This window comes from Agrobacterium sp. DE0009 (assembly GCF_007680755.1).
Classification (GTDB): domain Bacteria; phylum Pseudomonadota; class Alphaproteobacteria; order Rhizobiales; family Rhizobiaceae; genus Agrobacterium; species Agrobacterium tumefaciens_B.
In genome coordinates, this window is sequence record NZ_VEIU01000002.1 from 309,633 (window position 1) to 325,216 (window position 15,584).

Below are 15,584 nucleotides of genomic sequence, written 5' to 3' on the forward strand. Positions count from 1 at the left end.
AGTTTTCCCATCGACCCGGCAGGATTTCGCCGAAACCGCTGTAAGGACACAACAATCTACCGAAATCTTCTTCACTTCAGCATACAAACGCAGCCGGTGACTTTTAGGCTCTGCGACGGTGAAGCGCGGAGAGAGCCATGAACGCCATCGAAATTCTGGAGCGTCTTGTCGGCTTTCCCTCGTTCGTCGGAACCGCCAATGGCGATATTGCCGGATGGATTGCCGATTATCTGCGAAGCCACGGCGCGAAGGTCTCGCTGCTTGCCGGGCCGGAAGGGGACCGCGCCAATCTCTTTGCGAGCTTCGGCCCGACGGATGCCAGCGGATACATCCTGTCCGGCCACATGGATGTGGTGCCCGCCGGGGAGCCGGAATGGTCCTCCGACCCCTTTGCGCTCAGAGCCGAGGGCGAGCGTCTTTACGGCCGTGGCACCACCGACATGAAAGGTTTCCTTGCCACGGTTCTCGCCGCGGCGCCGGCATTTGCGCAGATGTCACTGAAGCGGCCGGTTCACATTGCTTTTTCCTATGATGAGGAGGCGGGCTGCCGGGGTGTGCCCCATCTGATCGCCGCTTTGCCGGATCTTTGCGCAAAACCAGCGGGCGCGATCATCGGTGAGCCGAGCAATCTGCGCGCTGTGCGTGCTCACAAGGGCAAGGCAGCCGCACGCATCACCATCCGCGGCCGCTCCGGCCATTCCTCACGGCCCGATCAGGGCGTCAACGCGATCCATCTCATGACAGGCATCATGGCAAAGGCGGTGGAAACTGCCCAAGCCCTCACGCAGGGCCCCTTCGAAGGCACGTTCGAGCCGCCTTACTCCTCCCTGCAGATCGGCACCGTAAATGGCGGGCAGGCGATCAATATCGTCCCGGACCTGTGCACCATCGAAGTGGAAGCACGGGCCATTTCCGGTGTATCGCCGCTCGCCCTGCTCGAGCCATTGCGTGAGAGCGTCGAGAGGCTTGCAGCCAACGGGACAGACGTTCAATGGGCACCGATGAGCGACTACCCTGCGCTTTCGCTTGCCGCTGACGCGCCGCTCGTCAACCTCATGGAGCAGCTGACAGACGCGCCGTGCATTGACGCCGTCAGCTACGGTACGGAAGCCGGACTTTTTCAGGCTGCCGGTATCGACGCCATCATTTGCGGTCCGGGCGACATCGGCCGCGCCCACAAACCGGATGAATATATCACCACCACAGAACTGTCCGCCTGCCAGTCGCTGCTGGAAAGGCTTGCCCATCGATGTGCGGCCTGAACCTTCGGAAACCGGATTTCACATGACGTTCTTGTTTAACTCAGATGCCAGGCGCGGCGAGATTTTCAGGCACGCTCTTGCCCGTAATCTGCCCGACCTTCCCTTTTCGATGGAGCCACAGACCGTCGATCCGGATGCGGTCCGCTATCTCCTCACCTGGACCGTGCCCGATGATATCGGCCGTTACCGCAATCTCGAAATCCTGTTTTCCATCGGCGCAGGTGTCGATCAGTTCCAGATCAATGCGGTTCCTGCCCATGTGAAGGTCGTGCGCATGGTGGATGAAGGCATCATCCGCATGATGCAGGAATATGTGAGCTTTGGCGTGCTTGCGCTGCATCGCAACATGCCCGCCTATCTGGATCAGCAACGCCAGAAACTGTGGAAGGCCCTGCCCCAGGCACAGGCCGAAGAGCGTCGAGTCGGCATTCTCGGCCTCGGCATGCTGGGCGTTGCGGCGCTTGAGCGGCTGAAACCGTTCGGTTTTCCGCTTTCCGGCTGGAGCCGCTCGCCACGTGTGATCGACGGCGTCACCTGCCACCATGGCGAAGCGGGATTGAATGATATCCTCGCGACAAGTGATATTCTCGTTTGCCTGCTGCCACTCACGGACCAAACCGTGGGCCTGCTGAACCGGCATCGACTGGCCATGATGCCTGAAAGCGCGGGACTGGTTCACGCCGGGCGCGGCAAACAGCTGGATCATGATGCGCTTATCGATGCGCTGGACAGCGGCATGCTTTCGGGCGCGGTCATTGACGTCACCGAACCCGAACCGTTGCCACAGGACCACCGCTTCTGGACTCATCCGAAGATTTTGCTGACGCCGCATATCGCCAGCGTCACACAACCCCACTCCGCAGCCCGCACCGTCATCGAAAACATTAAGCGGTATGAGGCCGGCGAACCGCCGCTTGGCCTCGTCGACCGCGCCCGCGGCTATTGATCATCTGTTCCAAGAAAGGACCTCCTTATGTCACTCCTCAAGACGCTCGATACCAGACCCACCTTCGAACCAAAGGCTTCGAAAGCCCTGCCAGAGCGCCTGATCTCCGGCGATCCTTCCTTCAAGACCTGGCCACTGGACGAGGCCCGCGACGGCACCGTGCACACCGGCATATGGGAAGCGACTCCAGGCGAGAGCCGCTCGATCAAGGGTGAAACCTTCGAGTTCTGCCACATTCTTGAAGGTGTCATCGAGATCACTCCGGATGGCGGCGAACCGCTGCGCTATACGGCAGGGGACAGTTTCGTCATGAAGCCCGGTTTCGTTGGCGTGTGGAAGACGATCGAGACCGTGCGAAAGATCTACGTCACCGTGACCGGATGAGTTGACGTTTTGAATTCCCGGTGTGGGCCGAACTGGTTTGCATCCGGGAACTTCACCACGGATGGACGCACCGAAGATTGCACTGTCCGTCAGTGGCAAAACAGGATTTTCATTCACCGCCCCCGCAGCAGTCGGCCGATGCTGCTTGCCACCAGGGTTTAGCTTGAGGCGTATCCACAGAGGGTTTCAGATGTCGCTGAGCTTCGATCCAGAGAGAGTTTCCTTGCCGATCGGCCATTTCATCGGCGGCAGGCTGATCCCGGCCGAAACCGGTATCGACATGCACCGCCCCTCGGATGGCGTGGGCTATGCCGGCTGCCCCAAGGCGGATGCATCGGTTGTCGATGAGGCCGTGCAGACGGCAAAGACAGCGCTCAAAAACAGCAACTGGGGTGGTGTTCGGCCGCGCGAGCGAACCAAGGTCCTGCAACGCTGGGCCGATCTGATCGAGCAGGAAGCCGAGACGCTGGCTAAAATCGAGGCGCTGTCCTCGACAAGGCCCGTGGGTCAGCTGATTTCAGGCGACATTGCCGTCACCGCCGAACAAATTCGCTTCTTCGCAGAATTCGCCGACAAGGAAGGCGGCGATCTCGTGCCGACCGACGATACGAGCCTCGGCATGATCATGACTGAACCCTACGGGGTCGTCGGCGCCATCACGCCGTGGAATTTCCCGGTCTCCATGGCTGGCTGGAAGCTCGGTCCCGCGCTTGCCGCCGGCAACGCCGTGGTGCTGAAACCGTCCGAAATGACCCCCTTTTCCAGCATATTCATGGCTCAGTTGGCGATCAAGGCCGGGCTCCCCGCCGGCCTCATCAATATCGTTCTGGGTGACGGGCCGGTCACTGGCAATGCCATTACCGGACATCCCGACATCGCCAAGGTAAGCTTCACCGGCTCCACAGCCGCTGGCGCCGCCATCATGGCCAATGTCGCCCGCACCGGTATCAAGCCCATGACGCTGGAGCTTGGCGGAAAGAGCCCGCAAATCGTCTTTGCCGATGCGGATATCGAAAAGGCGGCGGCGGCCATTGCCGGCAATATTCTTTCCAATGCCGGGCAGGCCTGCGTTGCCGGCTCTCGCATCATTGTCGAAGAAAGCGCGGCGGATACCCTTTCCGCCGCGATCATCGCCCGCATGAAGGCGGTGAAGCCCGGCCCAACCTGGGACGAGGCCACCCAATATTCGCCTGTTATCTCCGAAGTGCAGCGCAAGCGTATCGACAGCATCGTGCAGGCGGCGATCGCCCATGGCGGCAAATGCCTGATCGGCGGCGCAATCATGGACGGCCTCGGCTATTTCTACCAGCCGACGCTGATCGCCAATGTCGACCAGAGTTCCCCTGCGGTGACCGAGGAAATCTTTGGCCCGGTGCTGACGCTGCAGACGTTCCATACGGAAGAGGAGGCTCTGGCGCTTTCCGATCATCCGACCTACGGTCTGGCCGCTGGTCTTTTCAGCCGCGACGTCTCGCGTGTGATGCGCTTCTCACGCGCCATTCAGGCGGGCACGATCTGGGTCAACCGGTATGGCCGGTCGCGCGACCATATTTTGCCGACGGGCGGGTACAAGCGTTCCGGCATCGGCAAGGATCTTGGGCGCGAGGCCTATCTCGCCAACCGTAAGAGCAAAAGCGTCCTCATCGGACTGTAACAGGGGAATTCTCTTGAAAACGCATCGCATCGCACTCATTCCCGGGGACGGCATCGGCAAAAGCGTCACTGATGCCGCATGGCAGGTACTGAACGCCGCAGCCAAGTCGTCCGGTTTTGCGCTCGAGGGCACGGAATTTCCCTGGTCCTGCGCCTTCTACAAGGAAACCGGGGCGATGATGCCGAAGGACGGCATCGAAACGCTGCGCGGCTTCGACGCCATCATGCTCGGCGCAGTGGGCTGGCCGGCGGAAGTGCCTGACTCTGTGTCGCTGCACGGTCTGCTGCTGCCGATCCGCAAGGCTTTCGTGCAATATGCCAATATCCGTCCGCACCGGCTACTATCAGGCGTGCAAGGGCCCTTGAAAGCCGATGGCTTCGATATTCTCTGCATTCGCGAAAACACGGAAGGTGAATATTCCGGCGCCGGTGGCCGCGTGCATCAGGGCACGGAGGACGAGGTGGCTGTCGAAACATCGATATTCACCCGCAAGGGTGTGGAACGCATCCTGCGCTTCGGTTTCGAACAGGCGCAAAAGCGCCGCGGCAAGCTCGCCTCCATCACCAAGTCGAACGCCCAGAAATATTCGATGGTGTTCTGGGACGAGGTGACCCACAAGCTCGCAGTCGAATATCCTAGTGTCGAGGTGACCAGCTACCACATCGACGCCATGGCGGCGCGCATGGTCATGGCGCCGGAAAGCCTCGATGTCGTCGTCGCTTCCAACCTCTTCGGCGACATTCTGACCGATCTCGGCGCGGCCATTCAGGGCGGCCTCGGTTTTGCCGCTTCCGCCAATATCAATCCCGACCGCAGCGCGCCCTCGATGTTCGAGCCGGTACATGGCTCCGCGCCTGACATCGCCCATCTCGGCATCGCCAACCCCATCGCCGCCATCTGGTCCGGAGCGATGATGCTGGAGCATCTTGGCGAAAAGGATGCGGCAGCAAAGATCATGACGGCGCTGGAAACGGCGACTGGTCGCGGCATCGGCACGGTGCCGGGCAAGGACAAGACGGACACCATCACCGCCGCGGTTGTCGCGGCACTCGACTGATTTCGGAGACTTATGATGCAGGGCTTGAAGGACAAGGAACTCTTTCGCCAGACTGGCTTCATCGGCGGCGCATGGAAAGCGGCGGCGTCGGACAAGGCGGTGGACGTCATCGATCCGGCGACGCAGGCGGTGATCGGCACCGTGCCTGCCATGGACGGCACGGAAACGCGCGCGGCCATCGAGGCCGCCAATGCCGCCTTTGCGCCCTGGAAAAAGAAAACCCACGCGGAGCGTGCGGCGCTGCTTGAAAGATGGTTTGCGCTGATGATCGAGAATATCGACGATCTCGCACTGATCCTGACCACCGAACAGGGCAAACCCCTTGACGAAGCCAAGGGCGAAATCCGCTACGGCGCATCCTTCGTCAAATGGTTTGCGGAAGAGGCGCGGCGCATCGGCGGCGGCACCATTCCCTCACCTACGCCCGACAGGCGCATCGTTATCCTGAAAGAACCTGTCGGTGTCTGCGGCATCATCACGCCGTGGAATTTCCCGAATGCCATGATCACTCGCAAGGTCGCGCCCGCACTTGCAGCCGGCTGCACCGTGGTTATCAAGCCCTCGGAATTCACCCCCTATTCGGCGCTGGCGCTTGGCGTTCTCGCAGAGCGGGCCGGCATCCCGGCAGGGGTCATCAACATTGTCACCGGCATGCCGACAGATATCGGCAATGAAATCATGGCCAACGAGACGGTTCGGAAAATTTCCTTCACCGGTTCCACCCGCGTTGGCTCGCTTTTGATGCGCGGTGCCGCCGACAGCATCAAGCGCCTGTCGCTGGAACTCGGCGGCAATGCGCCCTTCATCGTGTTTGACGACGCCGATCTCGATCTTGCGGTTGAGGGCGCGCTCCTCTCGAAGTTCCGCAATGGCGGCCAGACCTGTGTTTGTGCCAACCGCCTTCTTATCCAATCCGGCGTGTATGACACCTTTGCGAAAAAGCTAGCCGATCGCGTCGATGCGATGCGGGTCGGCCCTGGAACCGAGGCAGGCGTCTCCATCGGGCCGATGATCAACGAACCGGCCATCGCTAAAATCCGTGCGCATGTTGACGACGCCGTATCAAAGGGCGCGACAATCATCACCAAGCCGCGCGAACTGCCGGAAGGCCCGCAATATACCGCACCCGTGGTCCTGACGGGCGCTACCACGGCAATGCAACTGGCCAGCGAAGAGACATTCGGGCCCGTCGCACCGCTTTTCCGCTTCGAGACGGAAGAGGAAGCGCTCGCCATCGCCAACGGTACGCCGTTCGGCCTCGCCGCCTATTTCTACACTGAAAGCCTCAAGCGCGCCTGGCGCGTGGGTGAAGCCCTGGAATTCGGCATGGTTGGCCTAAATACCGGCCTCATCTCCACCGAAGTCGCCCCGTTCGGCGGCGTCAAACAATCCGGGCTTGGCCGCGAAGGCGCACAGGTTGGCATTGAGGAATATCTGGAAACAAAGGCTTTCCACATCGGCGGACTCGCCTGATCCCCCTTTTCTCCCCGCCTAAAGGGCCGCGCTGCGGCCCTTCTTTTTTCGAGAAACGCACACCGTCTATCAGTCTCAAAAGACACGCGCAGGAAAATGGTGTCCACGAGAGGATTCGAACCTCCGACCCCAGGATTCATACCACTTCGGCTTTCGCCGCCGCTTACGCGTTCGTGGTCTGGACTGTCCCTTCACCATAGGCACTGATGCCGTTAGGTGCTGCCCGTCCAGTCTCTACACACTTCCCCGAATTTCTCCGGGGCTTGGCTCGGGATTGGCATGCTGGAAGCCCAGCGAAGCGTTCCCCGACTTTGAGCAGTTTGATTGTATAGGTTTCCCAGTACAACCCCCAATTAAGGAATCCTGTGCTCTATCCTGCTGAGCTACGTGGACACACACGATTTTCAATAGCTCACACGAGCTAACCGGGCAACCGCTCATTTCGAAAAACGGCGATCAGTCAACAGCCGGGATTGGATATGCCGAAATGACGGAACTCATGGCCGCGACCGCGGCTGGAGCCATCGCGACAGGCTGACATTATTGCGGTCGGTTCTCATCGCGATCCTGCGAATAGGTGCCGTAGAACTGACCGACGACGTAGGCGTCGCAGCGTTGCGACGCCCTCTTTCCAGGGATAGACCTTCAGAACTTGACGCCAAGGCCAACCTTGACGACGTGTTCAGAGACGTCACCGGTCGAAGTGATTGGGCCGGTATGGTAGGTTTCCTTGCCGAAGTCGTTGTAACGATATTCCACACGTCCAAACAGGTTGTTGGTGAACGCGTAGTCCACACCTGCACCAACCGTCCAGCCGTGCAATACCTTGCTGTCTGCGCCAAACGGCGCTTTGACTTCACTGTCAGTTGCCGCGTATCCAGCGGCGGTATAGATCAGCGCCCGGTCGATCGCGTATCCGGCGCGCAGACGCGCAGAACCGTTCAGACCTGACGAGACCTCGCTGGTGACGATGGTTTTGTCGCCCCAGGCGTAGCCGAGATCACCCTCGACGCCGAGAATCACGGAAGGAGCAACTTCAGAATTGTAGCCCACGAAGCCAGAAAAACGACCGCCGTCAAAGTCGTGCTTCGTGGTGACACCAAAAGTTGTCGACTTGACCCGGTTCTGGCCGTAGCCCGCAGACGCGCCGAGATAAACACCATCCCAGGAAAAGGCGGGCGCAACGTCGTTGACAACAGGTGCGGACGGAATGTCGCTGACCGCGTCTGCGGCTGCAGCCAGACCGTAGGAAACGCCTAACATGGCGAACGCGAAAAATGATTGTTTCAACATGCGATAGCTCCTTGAAAATAACCCCCGCTCACCTGCGGATCGCGATTTTCGCGACCGGGAACGCAGAACTGTGACGGGGTTTTACGCACCCACAGATTGAAGCACATCATGGTTAAATCCCGTAAAGCGCTACTGTAGAGACGCTCCACTGGCCGTATTCCTGTTAATGCCAGCCGTATCCCAAAATATAAGTTAGAATTTATGCGATCGCCTGGAGGTGGTTGCGGCGCTTCACCCAAAACTGGTATTCAGCCGCCTGCCACATGGCGGGCGCGATAACCCACCCTGGTTGCGAAAGCTCCGGTATCACATCGCGGTTAACCCGCACTCTGACGTTCCCCAGCACGCCCGCGTGGCATCAGGTCGAAATTCGGTCCCAATTTCTGCTAGAGTCGGGCCTCCGAGATTCGACGTCAGGACAGACCGTATAATGAAAAGACGACTATTGCTTCTTGCGGCTGGGCTGACCTCCATTCCCGTTGCGGCTTCGGCGCATCCGCACATCTTTGCGGAAGCCCGCATGGAAATCGTCGAGGGGCCGAATGGCACCGTTCAGGAAGTACGCAATATCTGGCGTTTTGACGAGATGTTCTCCGCAAGCGTGGTGATGGATTACGACAAGAACAGCGACCTGAAGCTGGACAAGGACGAGCTGGCCGAGATCGGCAATACGGTCAAGGAATCACTTGCCGAATATTCCTATTACACCTTCATCACCGACAACGGGAAACCGGTTGAGTTTTCCAAGCCCGATACCATTCATGTCGACTACAAGGACCAGCAGATCCTGATGTTCTTCTCGGTGAAGCCAGTGAAACCGCTTGCCGTCAAGGGCAAGCTCAGTTTCGGCGCCTGGGATCCGACCATGTATACGGCGATCGATTTCGCCAAGGACAGCGATATCGCCACACAGGGCAAGGATCTGAATGCCTGCAAGCACCATATCGTTCGCCCTGACCCCGACGAAGTGATCTCGCAGAACCAGAGTTCGCTGACCGACGCCTTCTTCAACGATCCGACGGGCACCGACATGACCAAGCTCTTCGCAACCCGGCTGGAGATATCATGCTGAGCCGCAGGGCAAGCCTCGCCGCCGTTGCCATCGGCCTCGTTGCCGTGGCGAGCGCTGCCCACGCGCAGTCGCCGCTCGGCATCGGCTCGGCCGAGCCTTCCTTCTCCGTCGGCGGGCCATTTGCGCCGCTGATGCAATGGATCAATGTACACCAGCAGATGTTTTACCGGGCGCTGACCGGTGCGCTGAAGGCAATGCGCGAGGATGGCTGGGCGCTCGGCTCGCTGATCGGCCTTTCCTTTGCTTATGGCGTTTTCCATGCCGCCGGCCCCGGCCACGGCAAGGCGGTCATTTCGTCCTATATGATCGCCAATGAAACGCAGCTGAAACGCGGCATCCTCATTTCTTTCGTCTCGGCGCTTATTCAGGGCTTGATGGCCATCGGCCTTGTTGGTGCTGCCTGGCTGGTGCTGCGCGGCACCTCCATCACCATGACCAAGGCGACGCAGGCGATGGAGATCGCCAGCTTTGCCATGGTGGCGCTGTTCGGCGCCTGGCTCCTGGTGCGAAAACTCTGGTCGTTGCGCATCCGACGCGAACCGGTGCCAGTCTTTGCTACGGCGGGCGAGTCACCTGCCGCCAGAAGCACCGGCATGGGCACGGGACTGCGGTTTCAGGGCAAGCCCGTATTTGCAGATCACGACCATAACGGCACGGGTGATCTCTGCAGCGCCTGCGGGAAATCTCATGCGCCTGATCCCATGCTGTTGAAGAGCAAGAATTTCAGCCTGCACGAGGCATGGTCGGCCATCATCGCCGTGGGGCTCAGGCCCTGCTCGGGTGCGATCATCGTCATGAGCTTTGCGCTTCTGAACGGGCTTTATCTCGGCGGCGTGCTTTCCGTGCTCGCCATGTCGCTCGGCACCGCCATCACGGTATCGGCTCTCGCCATCATGGCTGTCTCGGCCAAGGGCCTCGCCGTGCGCTTCGCCGGCCCCGGCAGCCGCAAGGCGGCCGGCATCAGCCACGCGATTGAAATCGCCGGGGCGCTCTTCGTGCTGATCATGGGACTATTGCTGCTCGGCGCGTCGCTTCAGCTCTGATGATCGCGGCGGCGCTGATAGCGCGCCCGCAGCCAGAACAACAGGAAGAAACACAGCACGGCAACCGCGCCGAAGGCAGCGGCGAGCCAGGGCGAATAGTCGCCCAGCCAGAGCATGATCTTCGGCATGACGAAGAACACGATCCCGAAACCGACGATGATGAGGGCGGCGGCAATGGCCGGCGACCTGTCCTTTTTCTCAGATGTCGGCGTATCAGGCATTGGCAAGCTCCGCGCGAATATCCTCAAGCTTGCGTTTCTGTTTGCCATCGGCCCCAAAATTGTCAGGCGAAAGCCAGGCTTCGAAGGCCCTGGCGATCAGCGGCCATTCGCCGTCGATCATCGAAAACCATGCGGTATCGCGGTTCTGGCCCTTCGCAACCATGTGCTGGCGGAAAACGCCCTCGAAGGTGAAGCCATACCGTTTCGCGGTTGTCTTCGAGGGCTCGTTTTCGTTGTGGCATTTCCACTCGTAACGGCGATACGCGAGATCCTCGAACACATGTTTCGCCATCAGGTAATGCGCCTCGGTGGCAAGTGGCGAGCGCTTCATCTTCGCGCCATGGGCGACGGAGCCGACCTCGACCACGCCGTTGGCGGGATCGGGCCGCATGTAGCTCGCCATGCCGACAACTTCGCCGGTGGTGTTTTCAACGAAGATCAGCGTGACCCAGTTAAGTTTTTCGCCCGAGCCGACAAGCCAGTCACCAAAGGCATCGGCATCGGGAAAGGCGCTTTGCGGGAAATATCTGAGCAGCGCATTCACGCCCTCGCCGCCAAGGGCGTCCCAGAGCCTTGTGAGGTGTTTTTCGCGATCGAACGGCTCAGCCGTGACGTAACGACCCGTCAGCACCACCGGCTGCGGTGCCGGACATCCCTTAAAATCACTCAGATCGCGCATTCTCTTCCCCATTTTTCTGGGAGAAGGATTAGGGCAAGCAGGGCGGGATGACAACAGGGATGTGGGTGCGGACTTGTCCGCTTGGTGGGTGTGGATCACCCCCCCTTTGCCCTGCCAGGCATCTCCCCCTCAAGGGGGAGATCAGCAGGAGGCGCTACCACCACTTCATCCATAAACGCTGAGAGAGCGTAAGACATAGCCGCTTGTCGATCTCCCCCCCCCTTGAAGGGGAGATGCCCGGCGGGGCAGAGCGGATTGAACCGCGCCCGCCGAGGCCTACCTCAAACCTTCGCAGCCACCACAGTCGCCTCGATGTGATCCACCAGCGCATCCGGCAATCCAAGCCGCCCGGCAAGAAGATCGAGATAGCCCCGCTCCGCCCGCGTATCCGCCTCGATGGCCAGCCGCGAGGCGGTGTAAAGCTCCACCTTCTGCTCTTCCGTGCGGGCAGCGGCCACCAGCGCGTCGATGTCGAGCGGATCGGCCAGTTCCTTTTCGAGGAAACGCTCGGCTTCCGTATCGAGACCTGAAACCTGCACCTTGTCCATGATATTGGCGCGCTCCTTCTCATCGATATGACCGTCCGCCTTGGCGGCGGCGATCATCGCCTGGATGAGCTTCAGAGCAAAGTCATTGGAAAGAGCCGGCGATTGCGGGTGGAAGGCGGAATCGGCCGGCGGGGCGAGAAGCTCCGGCTCGGGTTTCGGCGCAACTTCAGGCGCCTGGCCGGACTTGTAATTTTTGTAAGCGAGATAACCGAGGCCGGCGATGGCGGCAACGCCGCCGATGGTGGCGACATTGCCGGCCAACTTGCGGCCGGTCTTGGTGCCGAGAATGGCGGCGGCGAGCGCGCCGGCCTTCATCGGATTATTTTTTGCGATTTCGGCGGCCTGCCCGGCTCTGTCACGGACGCTTCCCGAAAGGCCCGGCACCTGGGAGCCGAGGAATTGTTCAAGAAGCTTCTTGGCGTCGAACATCAAAATCTCCTGTAGAGGTCAAATCTACTGGGGAGATAGGAAGCCGTGGGCCGAATACAAATGTCAAACCCGCTCACGCCTTCGTGAACGGGTTTGACAGGAGACAAATCAGCCGCGCAGCGCAGCCGCTTCGGCGGCAAGCTTGGTGATGCCCGCCCAGTCGCCGGTTGCCACCAGTTCGCGCGGGGCAACCCAGGAACCGCCGACGCAGACGACGTTGGGAAGCGCCAGATAATCATTGGCATTCTTCAGCGACACGCTGCCGGTCGGGCAGAAGACGGTACCGGCGAGCGGCGAAGACAGCGCCTTGAGGTAAGGTGCGCCGCCAGCCTGTTCGGCCGGGAAAAACTTCAGCACCTTGTAGCCTTCGTCGCGCAGCGCCATGACTTCGCTGGCGGTGGCAGCCCCCGGAAGCAGCGGCACCTTGGAGCCGCGCGCGGCATCCAGCACGCTTTTATTGATGCCGGGGCTGACAATGAAGGTGGAGCCTGCTTCGGCGGCCGCTTCAAAATCTTTCGCATTGAGAATGGTGCCAGCACCGACATTAGCGCCTTCGACTTCCGCAGCAACGGCGCGGATGGCATCGAGTGCCGCAGGCGTGCGCATGGTGATTTCAATTGCCTTCAGTCCGCCTGCGACCAAAGCGCGCGCCAAAGGCACGGCGGAAGCGGCATCATCCACGATCAGCACCGGAACAACCGGCTGGAGCTTGAGAATGGAGAGAAGTTTTTCGGAATCCTGGGCCAAGACAAGCCTCCTTGAGGGATTGAAACGATTGAAATTCTGTTTATCGATTAGCCTGCCACGGCTGTCATGTCGAGGCGCGACCATCGCATTTTTGCCCGCGACCTCAACCAATTCGCTTCATGGCAGTCCGAAATTACGATAACCTGACGCACCAGTTTGCGGAGAGAGCATGGCCAAGGAAATCGAACGGAAGTTTCTTGTCGCGGGTGGCGAATGGCGCAAGCAGGTCACGCGTAGCATGGCTTTCCGGCAGGCATATGTCGCCTCGATGGAAGACCGCTCGGTCCGGGTCAGGATCGTCGACCGGCGCGACGCCACACTAACCGTCAAGATTGGTGCCAGCGCTCTCGTGCGCGACGAATATGAGTATGCCATTCCCCTCGAAGACGCCGAAGAACTCATGCACAGCGCCCCCGGTGTGGTGATAGAAAAGACGCGCCACACGGTGGAGCATTGCGGCTTCACCTGGGAAATCGACGTGTTTGAAGGCCAGTATGAGGGATTGGTCGTCGCTGAGGTGGAGATGCACGATGAGAATGCGGATCCTGATTTACCGGCATGGTTAGGCAGGGAAGTCACCGGAGACCGTCGCTTTTCCAACCAGTCGCTCGCCATGGATCCGCAGGGAGACCTGACGGATGTCATTCAGAATTGATCCTAAAAAACCGTTCAGCGAAGAAGTCCGCCGTTTGGGGCTGGCGTTGATCGGTGATGCGATCGCAATACTTGGAGACAATGCGGCTGGATCACATGCGGCGGTACACGAGGCTCGCAAACGTTTCAAGCGATTGCGGGCGCTCTACCGCCTCCTCCGCAGCGCCGCGCCGGGCTTCGTGCGCGAGGAAAACGCCCGTATTCGTGATATCGCTCGCTCTTTCGCCGTCGCGCGGGACGCAACCGCACTTGTCGAGACGGCGGAATATCTCGAGACTTTCGCGCGCTCTGATGCACAGGGTGACGCGCTGCGCTCGATCACTGCCATGCTGCGTATCCGCCGCGATGACATTTTAAAACAGGAGTGCCGTCTCGGCGACGCAATGTCCGCCGCCGTTGACGCCTGCAAAGAGGCGCGCAAAAAACTGGGTGCTGTGTCGCTGCCCGATGAGTTGAAAGCGACCACACGACTGGTGAGAACCGAATGGTCCAAACAGGGCAAAAAAGCAAGAAAAGCCCTCGCCCATTGCCACGAACAGGCCGGCGTTGAGCATTTCCATGATCTGCGCAAGGCTTCTCAAGCCTATGGGATGCATCTGGGCTTGATGCGATCACTCTGGCCATCCGCCATGCGTGCCAAACGGGCCGATGCCAAGCGGCTTGTCTCAATTCTCGGCCACGAGCACGACCTCTCGGTTCTCGCCGCTGTTGCAGACCGCGAACCGGATCGCTTCGGCAATGGTGAACGGCTGGCGCTGCTTCTCGACGCGATCATCGAAAGGCAGCAGGCACTGCGAGCCGAAGCCCTTGAACTGGCCGACGAGGTGTTTTCTGGACTCGCCCGCAAGGAGGGTCGCATCGTCGGGCTGTTGTGGCGGCAGGCGGCCAAGTAGGCCGAAGACGGTGATGTTGGGGAAAGAGCGTAGACCACATTCGGCGTCATCCTCGGGCTTGTCCCGAGGATCTGCAACGTGTCGGTTTATGCGATGTGATTAGATCCTTGGGACAAGCCCAAGGATGACGGACGAGAGGTTTTGCCATCTCGGGCTTGAGGCATGGGCCGCCTGCCAATCGCCCGTCTATCTCGGATATTTGACGATTTTCAAAATACCGCTCCCCGCTGATAAATATTGCTTTGCAGCCGCCGCCGCTGTATTTCAGCGCCCATGACCGACACGACCATTCTCCCCCGCCCGGAAGCCTCTGGCGATTTCCTTGTGGCCGCGCTTTATCATTTCGCCCGCCTGCCGCGGTTCGAGAGCCTGCGCGATCCCTTGCTTTCACTTTGCCAGGTGAACGGCGTCAAGGGGACGCTACTCTTGGCCGCGGAGGGCATCAACGGCACGATTGCCGGGCCTGACGCCGGCGTTCACGCCGTGCTCTCCTACCTGCGCGCTCAACCGGAATTCACGGCTTTGGAGCACAAGGAAAGCCGCGCTTCGCACATGCCTTTCGTGCGCCTGAAGGTGAAGCTCAAGAAAGAGATCGTGACGATGGGCGTGCCTGACATCGATCCGAACCGCATCGTCGGCACCTATGTCGACCCCCGCGACTGGAATGAGCTGATCTCCGACCCAGATACCATCGTCATCGACACCCGCAATGATTATGAGACCGCCATCGGCGTCTTCAAGGGGGCAGTCGATCCGAAGACGAAAACATTCCGCGAGTTTCCCGATTGGGTGAAAAACAATCCCGGCCTGCACAACAAGCCGAAAATCGCCATGTATTGCACCGGCGGCATCCGATGCGAAAAGGCCACCGCCTTCATGAAGGAACAGGGTTTCGATGAGGTCTATCACCTCAAGGGCGGCATCCTGAAATATCTGGAAGAAGTGCCGGAAGAAGAAAGTCTCTGGGAAGGCGCCTGCTTCGTCTTCGATGAGCGCGTCTCCGTCGTCCACGGCCTTGCCGAAGGCGATCACCAGCTCTGCCACGCCTGCCGCAACCCGATCACGCCGGAAGTGCGCCTGTCACCGAAATTCGAGGAAGGCGTGTCCTGCCCGAGCTGTTACGACGAGCGAAGCGAAGACGACCGCCAGCGGTTCCGCGACCGGCAGCAGCAGATCGATCTGGCGAAGAAGCGCGGCGAGCGACATCTGGGGCGCTAAGCCCGGGCGGC

General features: G+C 60.1%; 16 protein-coding genes. 11 read left to right on the top strand and 5 right to left on the bottom strand.

What is annotated here, in order from left to right; all coding sequences use genetic code 11:
• Window positions 1–137: 137 nt before the first annotated feature.
• The 6 genes from argE to FS804_RS10905 all read left to right on the top strand — a co-directional run bounded on the left by argE (window position 138) and on the right by FS804_RS10905 (window position 6,776).
• Window positions 138–1,262: an acetylornithine deacetylase gene (argE, locus tag FS804_RS10880; protein WP_144576598.1), complete on the top strand. Its 1,125-nt coding sequence runs from the start codon at window positions 138–140 to the stop codon at window positions 1,260–1,262.
• 22 nt (window positions 1,263–1,284) lie between these two features.
• The gene (locus FS804_RS10885; protein ID WP_144576599.1) at window positions 1,285–2,208 is read left to right on the top strand and encodes a glyoxylate/hydroxypyruvate reductase A; all 924 of its coding nucleotides are present in this window, start codon (window positions 1,285–1,287) and stop codon (window positions 2,206–2,208) included.
• Window positions 2,209–2,235: 27 nt separating this feature from the next.
• The gene (locus FS804_RS10890) at window positions 2,236–2,592 is read left to right on the top strand and encodes a cupin domain-containing protein (protein ID WP_144576600.1); all 357 of its coding nucleotides are present in this window, start codon (window positions 2,236–2,238) and stop codon (window positions 2,590–2,592) included.
• Window positions 2,593–2,782: 190 nt separating this feature from the next.
• Window positions 2,783–4,246, top strand: a complete 1,464-nt coding sequence (locus FS804_RS10895; protein WP_144576601.1) for an aldehyde dehydrogenase — start codon at window positions 2,783–2,785, stop codon at window positions 4,244–4,246.
• 13 nt (window positions 4,247–4,259) lie between these two features.
• Complete coding sequence (locus FS804_RS10900; RefSeq protein ID WP_144576602.1) at window positions 4,260–5,303, top strand: tartrate dehydrogenase; 1,044 nt, start codon at window positions 4,260–4,262, stop codon at window positions 5,301–5,303.
• A gap of 15 nt (window positions 5,304–5,318) precedes the next feature.
• Window positions 5,319–6,776, top strand: coding sequence for an NAD-dependent succinate-semialdehyde dehydrogenase (locus tag FS804_RS10905; RefSeq protein WP_063950494.1), 1,458 nt, complete (start codon window positions 5,319–5,321; stop codon window positions 6,774–6,776).
• 645 nt (window positions 6,777–7,421) lie between these two features.
• Here the strand turns inward: FS804_RS10905 and FS804_RS10910 are convergent.
• Window positions 7,422–8,069 (bottom strand): outer membrane protein, encoded by a 648-nt coding sequence (locus FS804_RS10910; RefSeq protein ID WP_144576603.1) that lies wholly within the window; start codon window positions 8,067–8,069, stop codon window positions 7,422–7,424.
• Window positions 8,070–8,499: 430 nt separating this feature from the next.
• Here FS804_RS10910 and FS804_RS10915 point away from each other — a divergent pair, with 430 nt between their 5' ends.
• Window positions 8,500–9,141, top strand: coding sequence for a DUF1007 family protein (locus tag FS804_RS10915; RefSeq protein WP_186376767.1), 642 nt, complete (start codon window positions 8,500–8,502; stop codon window positions 9,139–9,141).
• Window positions 9,135–10,184: a nickel/cobalt transporter gene (locus FS804_RS10920; RefSeq protein WP_144576604.1), complete on the top strand. Its 1,050-nt coding sequence runs from the start codon at window positions 9,135–9,137 to the stop codon at window positions 10,182–10,184. Before FS804_RS10915 ends, FS804_RS10920 begins: the two co-directional genes overlap by 7 nt.
• Here FS804_RS10920 and FS804_RS10925 read toward each other — a convergent pair.
• The 4 genes from FS804_RS10925 to FS804_RS10945 form a co-directional block, all read right to left on the bottom strand.
• The gene (locus FS804_RS10925; protein ID WP_144576605.1) at window positions 10,175–10,405 is read right to left on the bottom strand and encodes an intracellular growth attenuator family protein; all 231 of its coding nucleotides are present in this window, start codon (window positions 10,403–10,405) and stop codon (window positions 10,175–10,177) included. The two genes, FS804_RS10920 and FS804_RS10925, sit on opposite strands and share 10 nt — an antisense overlap.
• Window positions 10,398–11,084, bottom strand: a complete 687-nt coding sequence (locus FS804_RS10930) for a GNAT family N-acetyltransferase (RefSeq protein ID WP_144576606.1) — start codon at window positions 11,082–11,084, stop codon at window positions 10,398–10,400. Before FS804_RS10930 ends, FS804_RS10925 begins: the two co-directional genes overlap by 8 nt.
• 281 nt (window positions 11,085–11,365) lie before the next feature.
• Window positions 11,366–12,061, bottom strand: a complete 696-nt coding sequence (locus FS804_RS10940) for a tellurite resistance TerB family protein (protein WP_144576607.1) — start codon at window positions 12,059–12,061, stop codon at window positions 11,366–11,368.
• 108 nt (window positions 12,062–12,169) lie between these two features.
• A complete protein-coding gene (locus FS804_RS10945) occupies window positions 12,170–12,808 on the bottom strand; it encodes a 2-dehydro-3-deoxy-phosphogluconate aldolase (protein WP_144576608.1) in 639 nt (212 codons plus the stop codon).
• A 169-nt stretch (window positions 12,809–12,977) separates the two neighbouring features.
• On the opposite strand from FS804_RS10945, the gene FS804_RS10950 reads away from it, so the two are divergent.
• The 3 genes from FS804_RS10950 to FS804_RS10960 all read left to right on the top strand — a co-directional run bounded on the left by FS804_RS10950 (window position 12,978) and on the right by FS804_RS10960 (window position 15,573).
• Window positions 12,978–13,463: a CYTH domain-containing protein gene (locus FS804_RS10950; protein WP_144576609.1), complete on the top strand. Its 486-nt coding sequence runs from the start codon at window positions 12,978–12,980 to the stop codon at window positions 13,461–13,463.
• Entirely contained in the window at window positions 13,447–14,355 is a 909-nt protein-coding gene (locus tag FS804_RS10955) for a CHAD domain-containing protein (protein WP_144576610.1), read from the top strand. Before FS804_RS10950 ends, FS804_RS10955 begins: the two co-directional genes overlap by 17 nt.
• Window positions 14,356–14,628: 273 nt before the next feature.
• A complete protein-coding gene (locus tag FS804_RS10960; RefSeq protein ID WP_144576611.1) occupies window positions 14,629–15,573 on the top strand; it encodes a rhodanese-related sulfurtransferase in 945 nt (314 codons plus the stop codon).
• Window positions 15,574–15,584: the final 11 nt, after the last annotated feature.